This is a genomic window from Fretibacterium fastidiosum, assembly GCF_964642095.1.
Lineage (GTDB): Bacteria > Synergistota > Synergistia > Synergistales > Aminobacteriaceae > Fretibacterium > Fretibacterium fastidiosum.
The window spans coordinates 66,644-84,053 of the sequence record NZ_OZ209244.1 but is presented as its reverse complement, the minus strand read 5'-3'; the positions used below and the strand labels follow the sequence as shown (position 1 = coordinate 84,053).

Annotated in this window: 8 protein-coding genes and 3 rRNA genes; 10 read left to right on the top strand and 1 reads right to left on the bottom strand. The window is 57.5% G+C overall.

Annotated elements, in window-relative coordinates; genetic code table 11:
* Window positions 1-99: 99 nt before the first annotated feature.
* The 7 genes from lepA (at window position 100) to ACK28C_RS00315 (ending at window position 9,768) form a co-directional block, all read left to right on the top strand.
* On the top strand, window positions 100-1,908 hold the full coding sequence (gene lepA / locus ACK28C_RS00345) for a translation elongation factor 4 (protein ID WP_015556013.1): 1,809 nt from the start codon (window positions 100-102) through the stop codon (window positions 1,906-1,908).
* Window positions 1,898-3,088, top strand: coding sequence for a radical SAM family heme chaperone HemW (gene hemW / locus ACK28C_RS00340; protein ID WP_015556014.1), 1,191 nt, complete (start codon window positions 1,898-1,900; stop codon window positions 3,086-3,088). Before lepA ends, hemW begins: the two co-directional genes overlap by 11 nt.
* A 1,130-nt stretch (window positions 3,089-4,218) precedes the next feature.
* Window positions 4,219-5,739: an ABC transporter substrate-binding protein gene (locus ACK28C_RS00335; protein WP_409152298.1), complete on the top strand. Its 1,521-nt coding sequence runs from the start codon at window positions 4,219-4,221 to the stop codon at window positions 5,737-5,739.
* A gap of 178 nt (window positions 5,740-5,917) precedes the next feature.
* Window positions 5,918-6,859, top strand: coding sequence for an ABC transporter permease (locus ACK28C_RS00330; protein WP_208872582.1), 942 nt, complete (start codon window positions 5,918-5,920; stop codon window positions 6,857-6,859).
* Window positions 6,860-6,863: 4 nt separating this feature from the next.
* Window positions 6,864-7,730: an ABC transporter permease gene (locus tag ACK28C_RS00325; RefSeq protein ID WP_015556015.1), complete on the top strand. Its 867-nt coding sequence runs from the start codon at window positions 6,864-6,866 to the stop codon at window positions 7,728-7,730.
* Between the two features lie 12 nt (window positions 7,731-7,742).
* Entirely contained in the window at window positions 7,743-8,738 is a 996-nt protein-coding gene (locus ACK28C_RS00320; protein WP_015556016.1) for an ABC transporter ATP-binding protein, read from the top strand.
* Between the two features lie 19 nt (window positions 8,739-8,757).
* A complete protein-coding gene (locus tag ACK28C_RS00315) occupies window positions 8,758-9,768 on the top strand; it encodes an ABC transporter ATP-binding protein (protein ID WP_015556017.1) in 1,011 nt (336 codons plus the stop codon).
* Window positions 9,769-9,810: 42 nt separating this feature from the next.
* On the opposite strand, the gene ACK28C_RS00310 is transcribed toward ACK28C_RS00315, so the two are convergent.
* Entirely contained in the window at window positions 9,811-11,484 is a 1,674-nt protein-coding gene (locus ACK28C_RS00310) for a M28 family metallopeptidase (RefSeq protein WP_015556018.1), read from the bottom strand.
* 718 nt (window positions 11,485-12,202) lie between these two features.
* Here ACK28C_RS00310 and ACK28C_RS00305 point away from each other — a divergent pair.
* The 3 genes from ACK28C_RS00305 to rrf all read left to right on the top strand — a co-directional run bounded on the left by ACK28C_RS00305 (window position 12,203) and on the right by rrf (window position 17,045).
* Window positions 12,203-13,720 (top strand): 16S ribosomal RNA (locus ACK28C_RS00305).
* Window positions 13,721-13,886: 166 nt separating this feature from the next.
* Window positions 13,887-16,872 (top strand): 23S ribosomal RNA (locus tag ACK28C_RS00300).
* A 57-nt stretch (window positions 16,873-16,929) separates the two neighbouring features.
* Window positions 16,930-17,045 (top strand): 5S ribosomal RNA (gene rrf, locus ACK28C_RS00295).
* The 16S, 23S and 5S rRNA genes sit together here, the layout of an rRNA operon.
* The last annotated feature ends 365 nt before the right edge of the window (window positions 17,046-17,410 follow it).

Sequence of the window (17,410 nt, the reverse complement as noted above, 5' to 3'; positions counted from 1 at the left end):
ACCCCTTTGGGACAGGTCGGGCGGGTCAGGGCTTTATGAGGAGGGGCGAAGTCCCCTCCTCAATTTTTTGAACGCTTTTAACGCTGCAGAGGAGCACGTATGAGACAGGAGAACATCCGAAATTTTTGCATTATCGCCCACATCGATCACGGCAAGTCCACCCTGGCGGACCGCCTGTTGGAGCGGACGGGAACGGTGCAGTCCCGCGAGATGAAGAATCAGCTTCTGGACTCGCTCTCGCTGGAGCGGGAGCGGGGCATCACGATCAAGCTGGTGCCGGTCCGCATGGACTACACGTCTCCGGACGGCAAAAAGTGGGTGCTGAACCTGATCGACACGCCGGGTCACGTGGACTTTGCCTACGAGGTTTCCCGCTCCCTTGCGGCCTGCGAGGGGGCGCTCCTGGTGGTGGACGCCAGCCAGGGGGTGGAGGCCCAGACGGTGGCCAACGCCTATCAGGCGGTGGAGCAGGGGCTTGAGATCCTGCCGGTGATCAACAAGATCGACCTTCCCTCGGCGCGGGAGGAGAACGCGAAGCAGGAGATTCAGGACGTCGTTGGGCTGGATGCCTCAGACGCCGTCCTGGCCAGTGCGAAGGACGGGCGCGGCATCGACGAGATCCTGGAGCGCGTCGTCCAGCGAATTCCGGCCCCGGAGGGGGACGCCGGAGCCCCGCTTCAGGCCCTGGTGTTCGACTCCGTCTACGACAACTACCACGGCGTGATCTCCTATGTGCGGGTCGTGAACGGCGTCATTCGAGAAGGACAGAACGTCCTGTTCATGCAGACGGGCAGCGTCTACTCCGTCGAGGAGGTCGGGGTGTTCCGGCCGGGCTTCACTCCCGTGGAGCAGCTGGGGCCCGGCGAGGTGGGCTACATCGCCGCCAGCATCAAGACTCTGGCCGAGGCGCCGGTGGGGGACACGATCACCGAGGCGGCCCGCCCGGCCGCCCGTCCCCTGCCGGGCTACCGAAAGGTGAAGAGCGTCGTCTTCTGCGGGTTCTACCCGGTGGAGCGGGACAACTACCCCCAGCTACGAGAGGCGCTGGAGAAGCTCTGCCTCAACGACGCCGCCGTGACCTTCGAGCCGGAGACCTCCGTGGCGTTGGGCTTCGGCTTCCGCTGCGGCTTCCTGGGGATGCTGCACATGGAGGTGGTGCGCGAACGCCTGAGTGGGGAGTACGGCGTGGAGTTGGTGGCCACGGCCCCCAACGTCGTCTACGAGGTGGTGACGCCGTCGGGCGCGGTCATCGAGGCCCATCGTCCCAGCGACTTTCCGGATGCCGGCGAGATCGAGGAGGTTCGGGAGCCCTACATCAAGCTCTCCGTCTTCCTGCCCTCCGAGTTCGTGGGGAAGGTCATGCAGCTGGTGCAGGACCGGCGCGGAGTCTACAAGTCCATGGATTACCTGACGCCGGAGCGGGTGCGCCTGATCTACGAGATGCCCCTCTCCGAGTTCATCATCGACTTTCACGACAAGCTGAAGTCCCAGACGCGGGGCTACGCCTCGCTGGACTACGAGTTCATCGGCCTGCGGGCCAGCGACCTGGTGCGCGTCGACGTCCTGGTCAACGGCGAAGCGGCGGACGCCTTCTCCTTTATCTGCCACAGGGAACAGGCGTACCATCGGGGCCACGCCGCCGTGACGAAGCTGAAGGCCCTGATCCCCAGTCAGCTCTTTGAGGTGCCCATCCAGGCCTCGCTCGGCAAGCGCGTCATCGTGCGGGTCAACGTCAAGGCACTGCGCAAGGACGTGCTGGCCAAGTGCTACGGCGGCGACATCACGCGCAAGCGCAAGCTCCTGGAGAAGCAGAAGGAGGGCAAGAAGCGGATGAAGCAGATCGGAAAGGTCTCCATCCCCCAGGAGGCCTTCCTGGCCTTCATGCAGGTGGAGGGGGATGGAAAATAGGGACGCCTGCCCGCGGAAGGCCGAGCCGGTCCTTCCCCGCGGGGCGCGTCCTTCCCTCTACCTCCACGTACCCTTCTGCGCGGCGAAGTGCGGCTACTGTTCCTTCTACAGTCGGCGCGCGGGCGACGGCGAGGTGGCTGCATGGCTGGACGCGCTGGAGGCCGAAGCCCGCGCCTGGCGTGACCGACTTGGAGGGCGCGTCCCCCCCCGCACGCTCTACGTCGGCGGCGGGACGCCCAGCCTCCTGACGCCGGGGGACTGGCGGCGGGTCCTCCGCATCCTGGAGGTCATGGCGGACCTCTCCCCCCTCGAGGAGGCCTCCGTGGAGGCCAACCCCTCCTCCCTGACGAAGGAGCATCTGGCGGTCTGGAGGGACGGGGGCTTCACCCGCGTCAGCCTGGGCGTCCAGAGCCTGGACGACGGCGAGCTGCGCCGCATCGGAAGGCTTCACGACGCCGCGGGGGCACTTCGGGCGATGGCCATGGTCCTGGGGGCCGGCCTGCACCTCAGCGTGGACCTCATCTTCGGGCTGCCGGGCCAGACGCTGCGCTCCTGGTCCGCCTCACTTCGGGGCGTCCTGGCCGCGGGGGTAGGGCACCTTTCGACCTATCAACTGACCCTGGAGCCGGACGCCCCCATGAGCCGGCAGTCTCTCTCCCTGCCCGACGGCTACCCCCTCTACCGCTACGCACAGTGGTTTCTCGCCAAAAACAAATTCCTTCAATATGAGATTTCAAGCTTCGCGCCTTCCGGGGCGGAGTGCCGACACAACCTGGCCTACTGGCGCCAGGAGCCCGTCCTGCCCCTGGGGCCTGCCGCCTGGGGGTACCTGGACGGATGGCGCTGGTCCAACCCGCCGACGCTGGAGGCCTACCTCGAGGCGGCGCGGTGCGGCTTCCCCGATCCCCTTGCGGGGGCGGAGCGCCTGTCTCCGCGGGCCCGCGCGCTGGAGGCGGCGATCCTGGCCCTTCGGACCCGGTGGGGCATCGACCGGCTGGAGTTTGCCCGCCGATGGGGGACTGGGGTGCTGAGGGAGGTTGAGGGAGTGCTGCTGGGGCTTCCGCCGCGCCTCCTGCGGACGGAAGAGGGGGCCCTGGCCCTCACCCCGTCGGGGATGCGCGTGGGCAATGCCGTCTGGACGGAGCTGATGGCGCTGGAGGATCGGGGAGCGGGGGACTGATGGATTTCGCGCTGAGGCCAGGATACGACTGGAGATACGGTTAGATGAGCGGGGTTGAAAAAAGGTCTGTCGATAGCCAGTGAAAAAGTCACCCTTGTGTCCCCCTGCCTGCCGCGGCGTGGGGTGACATTTTCTCTGACGACTTATACCAATTTGCGTCTAAAGGGCAAGAAAGGCCCCCCTGCAAGGGGGGCTGCCCCGAAGGGGCTGGGACTGACGGCCCGTGAGCGTCAGCGAACGGCTGCCGGAAGGCTCCCCGAAGGGGAGGGGTGTTTTTCATAAGACGCGCCTGTCTGACATTCCCCGTCAACGCCTCCACAAGGCAATCCATTGCCTTGCTTCGGCACAGCCGACCGACACGACGCCGGCCGCCTGTCGGCGTCCGTAAGTCGTGTCGTCTGGCCGAGCTGCGGAAGTCCCCCGGACTTCCTTCGCCCTCAGCCGACCGACCGGCCGCCGCAATCCTCCCGAAAGATCGGCTTGCGTGAGGCCGGTCGTCTGGCCGAACCCCTCCGGTTCGCTGACGCGAATCACCTCCCCTTAGGGGAGGCAATCCGTATTAAACGCGAATTGGTATTATAGGGTGACATGATCACTGATCAACGACACCCCTCTTTTTGGTCCTTGACAGGAAGATCGCTGTATAGTATCGTATTAAAGTATAAAAGACATTTGTATACTACAAGGCTTGTCCACCAGCCTTGTTATAATGGTGGACAAGAGTTATTCTTTAAAGTACGAATCACTTAAAAAGGCGCGGGCAACTGAAGGAAGAAGAGTATCAGAATGTTCTTTGCATTTCCATGGGCAAAGGCAGTCAACATAACTTCAAGATGCTTCAAGAGAGTAAGGTGTATTTCTCCTCTCAAATTCATGCCAACAGCGTGATACCGATAAAGGCAAAGAGAGGAGGACGGTTCTCTTCCCTCGAAAATGCATTATTCTGTTGTTTCAAAGCGCAGAATACATTATGAATCTCAAGAGGTTTTGTATCGTCATCTTCCGGCTACAGGAATAGGTGTAGCCATTTCCCTTGCGCTTCTCATGGTTAGTGGATGGGTCTATTGAAAAATTGACACGGTTAGGAACATAAGGAGGAGAATTTTATCTTGACCAGGAGTAGGGTTTTATTGACGTTGTTGTGCCTCGTTACGTTTTTTGCTCCGGAGTTTTCCATTGCTGCGAACGCTGCTTCCGATGCGCCGATATCCGTGGCCTGCATCACGACGGCGCCACACCTTGACGTCATCACCGAGGACGGCCAGATTGTCTCCCTGCTCCTCTTTGCCCTGGAGTCCCTCGTGACGACCGAGGAGGATGGTCAAGGGGGGATCCGAATCGTTCCCTGCCTTGCTGAAAGCTGGAAGATCAGCGAGGATGGTTTGTCCTATACCTTCAATCTGAAAAAGGGCGTCAAGTTTCATGATGGCACGCCCGTCACCCCTGAGGACTGGATATGGTCGATCCTGCGTCTGAGGGACGCGGGGCCGGAAAGCCCGTGGAGCTACCTGGCCCATGCCGTCAAGGAGGTTGTCGCCCCTGACGAGAATACGTTAGTCATCTCCCTGTCCGAGCCCTACGCCCCCTTTCTCTCCAATTTGACCAACCCGGCCCTTTCCGTCCAGTCCAAAAAGCATTTTGAGAAGGTGGGGGCAGAGGCATTCCGTGACAGTCCCATGGGAACCGGCCCTTATTATTTTGCCGAGTGGGAGCTGAATCAGCGTTATATCCTGAAGAAAAATCCCTATTACCATGTCGAGGGCAAACCTGTCGCCAGTGAATTCCGTTTTATCGTCGTCCCGGACGACAATACGCGGATCATGCAGCTTCAGGCCGGTCAGGTCGACGTCGTCAGGGATCTTCCTCAAAACAGGATTGACGAACTCGCCTCCTATCCCGGACTTGCCGTAGACGTGGAGCCTTCCACGGAGCAGCGTTTTGTCAATTTCAACGTGACCTTTCCTCCGCTCGATGACGTGAGGGTTCGCAACGCTCTGCGCCTGGCGACCGATAAGCGGGCTGTCATCAAGATGGTGCTCTTTGGTCACGGCTCTCCGGTCTTCGGAGTCTTTCCGCGCGTCGACACCTTTTATGACAAGAAACTGAAAGACCCCGGGTACGACGTCGAAAAAGCCAGAGCCCTGCTGAAGGATGCCGGTCAGGAAAAGGGCTTTAAGCTAGAGATCATCTACAGCTCCGGCAACAGCGTCATGGAAAACATCGCGACAGTGCTCAAGGAGCAGTGGGCGAAGGTTGGTGTAGACCTTCAGCTCGTTCCACTGGAAGGGCCGACGGTCAGCGCCACCTTCCAGAACCTGAAGCACCAGGTCACGATGCTGCGTTGGTCCACAGACACCGCTGACCCTGTAGGCTTCACCAGTTTCATCGCCGATTACGATGCCAGCCACGGCTTCCATACGGGGTGGAAGAACGAGAGGGTCACACAGCTGGCCCATGCAGCGGAAAGGGAGCTGGATGTGGATAAGCGTCGCGGCATGTACGAGGAGATTCAGCAAATTCTCTTTGATGAATGCCCAATGTATCCGCTCTACGAGAACGTCTATCCCGTTGCACGGAAGGATACAGTCTACAACTTCAAGTTCTCGGGACTCTCACGCTATGTGTTCATCGACGCTTACAAGGATGAGTAGACCGTGTTCGTACCCCGATTCCGTTGGGTAAAAGCGGGTTTTGAAGCAGTTATGGGCCCTGGCTTCTCACAATCTCTATAGGCGCGGGGCCCATTGTTTTGTCTATTCATCTGCAGTCTTGTCCCCGCAGCTCCCGACGTCGGGAGCTGCGGAATACGTGTGAGGGAAGTGTTTTATCTTGAAGCAGCTCAACTACATCCTGAAACGCATCCTCCAGATGATTCCTGTCCTCTTCGTCGTAACCATCGTAGTCTTCCTCATGATTCACATGCTTCCGGGCGACCCCGCCCGAACGCTCCTGGGTGAGCGGGCAACCTACGCCCAAGTGGAGGCCCTTCAGATCAAACTGGGCCTGAATCGCCCTCTCCCCATACAATATTGGCTCTTCCTGAAACACCTTTTTCGGCTGGATCTGGGGAACTCCGTGCTCTTTGGCGTCCCCGTCGCGAAGCTTTTGCTCAGAAGGCTGTCCCTTACCCTGAGCCTTACGCTTTTCTCCGGCTTCATTGCGCTTCTCATAAGTCTTCCCTTGGGCTATATTGCAGCGGCCAGAAAGGATAGAGTTGCCGACCATCTGATACGTACCGGGGCGTTGATTGCCCTGTCGACCCCTATCTTCTGGATCGCGCTCCTGCTCATGATGCTCTTTGCGTTGAGACTGCGCTGGCTGCCCGTTGGAGGATGGGGGCGCACTCCCCTGGAGCATTTCATGGGCCTGATTCTTCCTGCATTCACCTTGTCTCTTTCCACTGCCGCGCTCCTGGTTCGGAATCTTCGAAACAACATCGTGGATATCTCCCGCAGCGATTATGTCGATTTCGCACGCAGCAAGGGATTGAGCGAGAATATTGTCCGTGCCCGACACATCCTGCGCAATTCCCTCATCTCGACGGCCACGCTGCTCTCGTTGCAACTGGCCCACATGCTGGGGGGCAGTGTCATCACGGAGACGGTTTTCAATCTGCCCGGGCTCGGGTCTTTGATGATCCAGGCCATATTCGGTCGGGATTATGCCGTAGTTCAAGGAGGCATTTTCGTCATTGCCGTGATGGTCCTGTTCGTCAACCTGATAACGGACGTCCTGTACTCGCTGCTCGACCCACGGGTCGCCTTGGATTAGGGCCATGGGACAGATTTTTGCATCCCTCCGTCGCCGCGGAGCCTGGCGGAAAGGGTATAAGCTCATCCTCGGAAACTCTTCGCTGACCATCGGCCTTGCGATTGTGGCCTTGATGTGCATCGTCGCCCTCGTTCCTGAAAGCATCGCTACGCACAGTCCAAACGATCACAACGTGGACGCGATTTTGCAGCCCCCTTCAGCAGAGCATTATTTTGGTACGGATAACTTTGGGCGCGATCTGTATTCCCGTGTGGTCTGGGGGGCTCGGGTCGACCTCCAGCTGGGCCTGGTCGCCATGATCGTCCCATTCGTCGTCGGCTCTCTCATCGGCCTTCTTGCAGGCTATTACGGCAGATGGATCGACGCCCTGCTCATGCGGATACTGGATATTTTTCTGGCCTTCCCCTTTACTCTGGTCATCATCGTCATCGTCGCCATCATTGGACCGGGAACGGCCAACCTTTACATAGCGATGTGGCTCGTGGGTTGGAGGACCTACGCACGCCTGATTCGGAGCGAGGTCTTGGTCATTCGGGACGCAGAATATGTACAGGCTGCGCGTGTCCTGGGATACTCCGACGCACGCATCCTCCTGCGCCATATTCTGCCCAATGTCGTCAGCTCCTGTATCGTCTATGGAGCGTCGGATGTGGTGATGTGCATGCTCGCCGGGGCCGCTATGAGTTTTCTTGGATTGGGGATTCAACCCCCGACCCCTGAATGGGGAGCGCTGATCGCGGGGGGGCGGGCCTTTATTTCAAAAGCGTGGTGGCTGACAGCCCTGCCTGGACTTTGTTTGGCGATCGTGGGGACTGGTTTCAGCCTGGTCGGAGACGGCCTCTCCGATCTCCTGCGTACCAAGGGCCGATAGGAGAGACGTTCAATGTCCGATATCCTGCTGGAGGTCAAAGACCTGAGGACACACTTCATCACCGGCGAAAATATGGTTAAGGCGGTGAACGGCGTCAGCTTTTCCGTTCGGCGTGGGGAGACCTTCGGCCTGCTTGGAGAGTCCGGCTGTGGCAAGAGCGCAACATGCCGTAGCATCACACGCCTCATCAACCCGCCGGGGCAAATTATCGGAGGAGAAATTCTCTACGAGGGGACGGATCTGTTGAAGCTTCCAATGGATAAGCTGAGGCGCCTTCGAGGACGAGAGATCAGCATGATTTTCCAGGAACCGATGACGGCCTTGAATCCCGTGCTCCCGATTCGCACGCAGATATTCGAGTCCCTGGATCCGCAGATGAGCAGGGCTCAGAAGCGAGCTCGTGCCCTTGAATTGATGCACCTGGTCGGGATACCATCCCCGGAGAAGCGAATAGACGAATATATTCATCAGTTCTCGGGCGGAATGCGACAGAGGGTCATGATTGCCATCGCCTTGGCTTCCCAGCCTCACCTCCTGCTTGCCGATGAGCCCACGACGGCACTGGATGTCACCATACAGGATCAGATCATGAAACTCATCGGAGGGCTCAAGAAGCGTATGAACATGAGCGTCATTTTGGTCACGCACGACCTGGGGGTGGTCTCGCAGATGTGTGACCGCGTCGCTGTAATGTACGCAGGGCACGTCATGGAGCTCTGCGATACGGTTACGCTTTTTTTCCATCCCAGACACCCCTACACGCATGGCCTGTTTCGTTCCCTTCCTTACGGGAAAGGAACGAGGACCAGGCTTGAGCCTATTGCGGGAGCTCCCCCGAGCCTTGAGAATCTTCCTGCGGGCTGCCCTTTTGAACCACGCTGTGATTGGGCCGAGGAATGCTGCAGGGCAGGATTGCCTCCTTTAACGGAGATTGCCGAAGGGCACTTCACGCGTTGCTATTTTTACGCAAAGCTGCCGGACGAGGTGCGTTTTTCGACCCGGATGTGAGGAAGGGGTGGAGGGTGACATGGACACGTTGGATAAAGATACGGCCTTGATACGGGTACGGGGGTTAAAAAAATACTTTCCCTTGAAGCGGCAGCTCACGGATTTTATATCGGGAAACCCTCAAGAGGTCCTCAAGGCCGTGGACGATATCGACCTGGATATCCAAACAGGCGAAAACCTGGGCTTGGTGGGGGAGTCCGGATGCGGTAAGAGCACACTGGCCCGAACGATCATTCGTCTTTACACCCCGGACGAGGGGTCCGTACTGTTTGACGGCAAGGACATCACTCGAATGGAGAAACAAGAGTTGCGCAAGGTAAGACGGGACCTCCAGATGATCTTTCAGGACCCCTACTCCTCGCTTAATCCACGCATGTCCGTGCGCGAGATGCTTATGGAAGCCCTGACGTTCCACAAAGTCTGTCACAAAACCGAGATGGAGAAACGATTTTACGATCTTCTCTCCATGGTCGGGATTGGAGCGGAGGCCGCAGACCGTTTACCAGGAGAGTTTTCTGGGGGCCAACGCCAGCGCATCGGCATCGCACGAGCCCTTGCGCCGGCCCCCCGTTTCATCATCGCGGACGAACCGGTTTCGGCACTCGATGTTTCCATACAAGCCCAGATCATCAACTTACTGGAGGAGCTTCAGGAGCGACTGCACCTCACCACCCTGTTTATATCTCACGACCTTCGTGTCGTGAGACACATATCGCATCGCGTTGCGGTTATGTATCTCGGCAGGATTGTCGAATTAGCGGACACCGAAGCGCTGTTCGAGCACCCGGCACATCCCTATACGGACATCCTGCTGAGGGCGGAGCCCCCGCTCGATCCGAGGCTCAGAAGTACAGAAACCGCAATCTCAGGAGAACTGCCGAGCCCCATCCACCTGCCGTCAGGCTGCCGTTTCCATCCAAGGTGCCCCAATGCCCGGAAGGAGTGCTCCGAAAGAGAACCCCTTTTGAGCGGCGTCGGCAGCGGACATTTTGCCGCCTGTCATTATCCCCTTCTCTCGAGAGGGGGATAAAAAGGAGAGGAAGAGGGACCCTCTATCGAGCTCTCGATGCCCCTAAAGCCTCTCCAGTTCCTGCGCCAGCGACAGCAATCGGTTGCGCTGAGCGAGGATATAACGGTCAAGGACGAACTTTGCCCTGTCCGTAAGCGATTGGGTGGCCAGGGCTTCCAGCGGCAGGGACAGGCCAGGTACGTACGCCTCCCCCATGCGGAAGTCCTGAAAATAGGGGGCCCGCTGGCAGTAAAGAGCTTGATTCAATTTACGAATCACGAATAGGCGTTCCTTCAAACCGCTTTTTCCCGCCAGCCGCTCACGACTGGTCTTCAGAGAAACCAGGATGGAATGCAGGTCGGGAACCTGCCTGTCGTCTATTTTTTCGAGTTCTCCGATCAGACGATCCCACAGGGCTCTGTCGTCCGGGAGCCAGCCGGGTTCCAGAATACGGCGGGTTCCCAGAGCGTAGAGACGGCAGTCCTGCATCAGGACCTCCATATCGTGCTTGCCGAAGGTGTCCTCCTCCGTATGCCACCACCAGGGCATCCCCCCTTTGCCACTGGCATGAGGGGAGTCTGGTGCGGTCTGGGAGGACCATATGAAGCACGAGGACACGCCGATATTATAGAAGGATTGGTCGTAGGAATTGACCGGGCCGAAATGCTCCCCGTCCTGCCCCGTGACATCCCGAACCGCGCCGCGCGCCAATGCCATGAAGTCCGGTGTTGCGGCGACCTGAGAGAAATCTTCGGACCCCTTTGCTCCGGGGACATCGGCATTGATATAGCAAAGACAGTATTTGTCCAACTCCCCAAAACGCTCGAGCGCATAGTTGGAGGATCCCGCGTACTTGGAGAACTCGTGTCCCGACCACCAGCAGAAGCGCAGGCCAAAAGGCCGCCGCTTCAGGCTGGAAAAGCGTAAGGCGAGAGCCAGCATCAGGGCGCAGCCTGTCCCATTATCCGTTGCGCCGTGGTGTTTGGCATCCATGTGAGAGCCCAGAAGGATAAAATAGGGGGAGTCTCCGGGAAGACAGGCCTCCAATAGAGGAAGCTTCCTGACCTCGGACCTGGAATGGCCGCGGAGCTCGATGTCCAGATCTCCTGATGCGGCAAGTTCCATCAACCGATTGCCCCCTGTGCGATTGACGGCGAAGACGGGAATCTGCGGATAGAGCTCAACGTCCTCGGGAAGGGACGCTCCCCAGCCCGCACACACGGCGCTCTCGTGTATGACATCTTCATCGCCGTACGGCCAGCAGAAGACATAGGCAAAAGCCCCGCGCTCAAAAGCATCCTGGATCGCAATGGCGGATCGGGTGGTGCTCAGGACAATTTTACCCTCCAGGTCCCCTGCAGACCAGGAGCTGCGGTCGGCAAACCAGGCGATGGAGTCTGGCGGAAAGCTTTCTGGGGGAACGAAGACCGCCCTCCCCCGAACGGGCTTTTCCCAAACGTCGGGCGAGTATCCCCAGATCTTCACGGGAAGGGATCCCTCTTTTCCCCGGAGCCAAAAGCGCATCCGCGCCTCCCCAAAGGAAAATGTCCATGCAGGAAACGTTGTCCTCAAAGGGGGCATTCCATTCTCCTCCAGGCGACTGGCCACGTACTCGTGAGCCAGCCTCTCTCCTTCGCTGCCCGATGGGCGTTCGTATCGGGTAATCTCCCTGAGGTCCCGCTCAATCTCCGTCCCATTCAGTTTTGACAGAAAATCCCGTTCGGTATCGTTCAGCATGGTTGTTCCTCCCCAATCCTTTTCAAAGGGCACGCCCCCTGGTGACAATCGAAACAGTGCTTCGGCCTCGTCCTCTATTCTATCGCAAAAGTCCATCGCAAAAGGGAAGGAGAAGGGATACTAAAGTGAAGGATCGTAATGAGGGGGCAATGCCAAGCGACCTCACTCCGTGTTGCCCGACCTGTTTAACTTATGGAAGCGCTGATTAATCTTCAAAAGTTGTTGAAAGCGATCAAGGAGCATCAAACGGAGGCTATCCTTCAGCGCTTCCTTAAGTTTAAAAATGGGGCTACGCCCCAAGCCCCACGCGCTTCGCGCGGCCTGATGAAGTTTCTGGCACTGAAGGGAGCCAATACGGGTGACAGTTCCTAGCGACTTAATCAGTGTTTCCTTAGGACCGCTCTGAGGAGAGGCCCCTTTCGCTTCCTCTGTCCTCTTGCCTGACCGAGGTCCATGCCTACATCGGGGGGACATGGTCACAGAACAACGACAGGTTTGAAAAAGGCCTTGACACTTTTGCGAAAGGGGGTATAATATTCACCGTTGCGCCGCTGAAGGGCAGCGCGACAGACCAAAAACCGGTAACAGCAAGGGTTTAGGTTTTTGCATCTTGACAACGGAATTACGGGTGAGATATTGAGGTGAAGCGAGGGCTGAGGGGTGACCCGAGGCTTTTGCTGAGCTTTTTGAAGTACGAGTCGGTCGATTCGCAGTAATTTCTACTGAGAGTTTGATCCTGGCTCAGGATGAACGCTGGCGGCGTGCGTAACACATGCAAGTTGGACGACGGTGTCATGAAGTGGTAACACGGAATGGCATACGGAGTAGCGGACGGGTGAGTACAACATGAGAAGCTGTCCTTCAGTGGGGGACAACGTCTGGAAGCGGACGCTAATACCCCATAGGCCGAGAGGTTAAAGCAGAGATGCACTGGAGGAGGTGCTCGTGCCCTATCAGCTAGTTGGTGAGGTAACGGCTCACCAAGGCGACGACGGGTAGCCGGCCTGAGAGGGTGAACGGCCACACTGGAACTGAGATACGGTCCAGACTCCTACGGGAGGCAGCAGTGGGGAATATTGGGCAATGGGAGGAATCCTGACCCAGCGACGCCGCGTGAACGATGAAGGCCTTAGGGTTGTAAAGTTCTTTTATGTGGGAAGAAGGAAGTGACGGTACCACATGAATAAGCCCCGGCTAACTACGTGCCAGCAGCCGCGGTAATACGTAGGGGGCGAGCGTTGTCCGGAATTACTGGGCGTAAAGGGCACGCAGGCTGTGATTCAAGTCAGCTGTAAAAGGATGCGGCTTAACCGTGTTTAGCAGTTGAAACTGGATGACTGGAGTGCTGGAGAGGCAAGTGGAATTCCCAGTGTAGCGGTGAAATGCGTAGATATTGGGAAGAACATCGGTGGCGAAGGCGACTTGCTGGCCAGTAACTGACGCTGAGGTGCGAAAGCCAGGGTAGCAAACGGGATTAGATACCCCGGTAGTCCTGGCTGTAAACGATGAATGCTAGGTGTGCGAGCAGAGATGTTGGTGTGCCGCAGTTAACGCGATAAGCATTCCGCCTGGGGAGTACGGTCGCAAGATTGAAACTCAAAGGAATTGACGGGGGCCCGCACAAGCGGTGGAGCACGTGGTTTAATTCGATGCAAACCGAAGAACCTTACCTGGGTTTGACATGTATGTGGTAGGAGTCTGAAAGGGCGACGACGTACTTTCGGGTACGAGCATACACAGGTGCTGCATGGCTGTCGTCAGCTCGTGTCGTGAGATGTTGGGTTAAGTCCCGCAACGAGCGCAACCCCTGCGGCCAGTTGCCAGCGGTTAGGCCGGGCACTCTGGCAGGACTGCCATCGACAAGATGGAGGAAGGTGGGGATGACGTCAAGTCATCATGGCCCATATGTCCAGGGCGACACACGTGCTACAATGGGCGGTACAGAGGGAAGCGACACTGCGAGGTGAAGCGGATCCCATAAAGCCGCTCTCAGTTCGGATTGAAGTCTGCAATTCGACTTCATGAAGTTGGAATCGCTAGTAATCGCAGATCAGCCAAGCTGCGGTGAATCCGTTCCCGGGCCTTGTACACACCGCCCGTCACACCACCCGAGCCGGGTGTACCCGAAGCCGGTGGCCTAACCGAAAGGAAGGAGCCGTCGAAGGTGTGTCTGGTGAGGGGGGTGAAGTCGTAACAAGGTAGCCGTACGGGAACGTGCGGCTGGATCACCTCCTTTCTAAGGAGACCAGGTGAGTTGGACAAGTCCAGCTGACACGAGTCTTAAGGTTTTAAACCGAGGAGTGCTTTTAAAGGGTTTGGCGCTGATTGCCGAGCCTCGATATCTTGCCCGTAGTTTTCCCTGTGTATATTGACAACGAAATAGAAGGCAAAGATGAATTGGAGAGCAAAGGACTAAGGGCATACGAAGGATGCCAAGGCATCTGACAGCGAAGAAGGACGCGGCTAGCGGCGAAATGCTCCGGGGAGAGGCAAGCGATCGTTGATCCGGAGGTGTCCGAATGGGGGAACCCCCCTGGCGCAGGCCAGGGACCCGCAAGAGCGGGGGCGAAGTCGGCGAAGTGAAACATCTCAGTAGCCGGATAGAGAAGAAATCGAAGAGATACCCTAAGTAGTGGTGAGCGAACGGGGAAGAGCCTAAACCGACTGCGTGTAAGCCTGCAGGCGTTGCGCAGGGCGGTGTAATAGGGACGTGCTGGAGGGCACTGCAGAGCCCTCGGACAGTTACCAAGTTCAAGTCTAGTTGAATGGTGTTGGGAAAGCCAGCCTGAGAGGGTGAGAGCCCCGTAAGCGAAAGGATTGAGCCTGTCTGAGCACGGACCCTGAGTAGGCCGGAGCACGAGGAATTCCGGTTGAATTCGGGCCGACCATGGTCCAAGGCTAAATATGTCAGATGACCGATAGCGAAGAGTACCGAGAGGGAAAGGTGAAAAGCACCCCTGGCGGGGAGTGAAAGAGACCTGAATTCGTATGCTTACAAGCGATCGGAGCATGACGTACGTCTTCGGGTGTACGGGTGTGTGACGGTATGCCTTTTGTAAAATGAGCCGGCGAGTTATTGTGCATAGCGAGGTTAAGGAGCAGGAGCTCCGGAGCCGGAGGGAAACCGAGTCTGAATAGGGCGCTTAGTTTTGCATAATAGACCCGAAGCCCGACGATCTATCCATGTCCAGGTTGAAGCTCCGGTGAAGCGGGGTGGAGGACCGAACCGAAGCCTGTTGAAAAAGTCTCGGATGAGGTGTGGATAGGAGTGAAAAGCTAATCGAGTTGGGTGATAGCTGGTTCTCCCCGAAATGCATTTGGGTGCAGCCCGGAATGTTTAGTGGCGGGGGTAGAGCACTGAATGGACGCGGGCGGTTGTAACCGTACCAAATTCAATCAAACTGCGAATACCGCTACTTAAGAGTTCCGGAGTGAGACTGCGGGAGAGAAGTTTCGTGGTCGAGAGGGAAAGAGCCCAGATCCACGGCTAAGGTCCCAAAGACATGCTAAGTGTGGCAAGGATGTGACGATGCCCGGACAGCCAGGAGGTTGGCTCAGAAGCAGCCATCCTTTAAAGAGTGCGTAATAGCTCACTGGTCGAGGATTGTTGCGCCGAAAATACTGGGGGCTAAGCATGACACCGAAGCCTGGAGATTGACTTTAAGGAGTCGAATCGGTAGGGGAGCGTTGTATGCGGGGTGAAGTACGCCCGGAAGGACGTGTGGACTGCATACAAGAGAGAATGCCGGCATGAGTAACGCGAAGTGTGTGAGAATCACACTCACCGGAAGTCCAAGGGTTCCTGGGGAAGGTTGATCCGCCCAGGGTAAGGCGGGACCTAAGGTCAGGCCGAAAGGCGTAGCTGATGGACAACAGGTTGCTAATCCTGTCCCGCGATGAGTTCGTTACGACGATGGAGTGACGCAGGAGGCTAGGTGCGCCGGGTGATGGATCCCGGTCTAAGGGAGCGGCCTGACGAGGGAGGTAAATCCCCCTTGTTAAAGGTTAGACCTGATGGGGAGCGAGCCGCGAGGTGAGCGAAGGTATTGAAGCCAGGCTGCCAGGAAAAGCTTCTAAGGAGAACTCATAGCGCCCGTACCCGAAACCGACACAGGTGGACTGGCTGAGGAGGCTAAGGTGAGCGGGAGAACTATCGTTAAGGAACTCTGCAAATTGACCCCGTAACTTAGGGAGAAGGGGTGCCACGCTTGGTGCAAGCTGAGGGTGGTCGCAGAAACCAGGCACAGGCGACTGTTTACTAAAAACACAGGACTCTGCATAAGGCGCAAGCCGAAGTATAGGGTCTGACACCTGCCCGGTGCTGGAAGGTTAAATGGAGGGGTTAGTACAGTGATGTGCGAAGCTCTGAAATGAAGCCCCAGTAAACGGCGGCCGTAACTATAACGGTCCTAAGGTAGCGAAATTCCTTGTCGGGTAAGTTCCGACCTGCACGAAAGGTGTAACGATCTGTGCGCTGTCTCGACGGTAGGCCCGGTGAAATTGTGGTCCTGGTAAAGACGCCAGGTACCCGTGGTGGGACGGAAAGACCCCATGGAGCTTTACTGTAACTTAGTATTGAATTTTGTCCTACGATGCACAGGATAGGTGGGAGGCATTGAGAGTGGGATTTTGGTTCCATTTGAGCCGCCGTTGGGATACCACCCTTTGTATGATGAAATTCTAACCCGGAGGCGTTGAAACACGCGCGGGGACATTGCTAGGCGGGCAGTTTGACTGGGGCGGTCGCCTCCCAAAGAGTAACGGAGGCGCGCAAAGGTCACCTCAGGGCGAATGGAAACCGCCCTATGAGAGCGTAAGCGTATAAGGTGGCTTGACTGTGAGACGGACGTGTCGAACAGGAACGAAAGTTGGTGCTAGTGATCCGGTGGTGCCGAATGGAAGGGCCATCGCTCAACGGATAAAAGCTACCCTGGGGATAACAGGCTGATCTCGCCCGAGAGTTCCAATCGACGGCGTGGTTTGGCACCTCGATGTCGGCTCATCGCATCCTGGGGCTGAAGCAGGTCCCAAGGGTTGGTCTGTTCGCCCATTAAAGCGGTACGTGAGCTGGGTTTAGAACGTCGTGAGACAGTTCGGTCCCTATCCACCATGGGCGTAAGGTATTTGAGGAGAGCTGTTCCTAGTACGAGAGGACCGGAATGGACGAACCGCTAGTGTATCGGTTGTGGCGCCAGCTGCAAAAGCCGGGTAGCTATGTTCGGCCGGGATAACCGCTGAAAGCATCTAAGTGGGAAGCCCCCTCCAAGATGAGATACCTGACTCTATAAGAGATAAGACGTCCGCAAGACGAGCGGGTAGATAGGCCGGAAGTGTAAGCGTTGAGAGGCGTTGAGCTGACCGGTACTAATACGTCGAAACTTTGCACTCCAAATCATTGATGTTTTCTATTTTGGTTGTTGGTATATGCAGGGTAAAGAATTGTTTTCTGGTGGCCATGGCGGCAGGGGAACACCCGGACCCATGTCGAACCCGGAAGTTAAGCCTGCGAGCGCTGATGGTACTGTGTGGGGTACACACGGGAGAGTAGGTCGCTGCCAGAAAACTGATTTAAAGGCGGAGGAAGCTGACGTGTGTCAGCTTCCTCCGCCCTTTTTTATGCCCACAAATTGACCCTCCCTGCAAGGAGGGCCTTTCTTGCCCTTCTTTATACCAATTCGCGTTTAATATGGATTGCCTCCCCTGAAAGGGGAGGTGGTTCGCGTCAGCGAACCGGAGGGGTTCGGCCAGACGACACGACTTACGGACGCCGACAGGCGGTCGGCGTCGTGTCGGTCGGCTGAGGGCGAAGGAAGTCCGGGGGACTTCCGCAGCTCGGCCAGACGACGCAGCTTATGCAATCGCGTCAGCGATTGCGGCGCTGCGTTGGTCGGCTGTGCCGAAGCAAGGCAATTGATTGCCTTGTGGA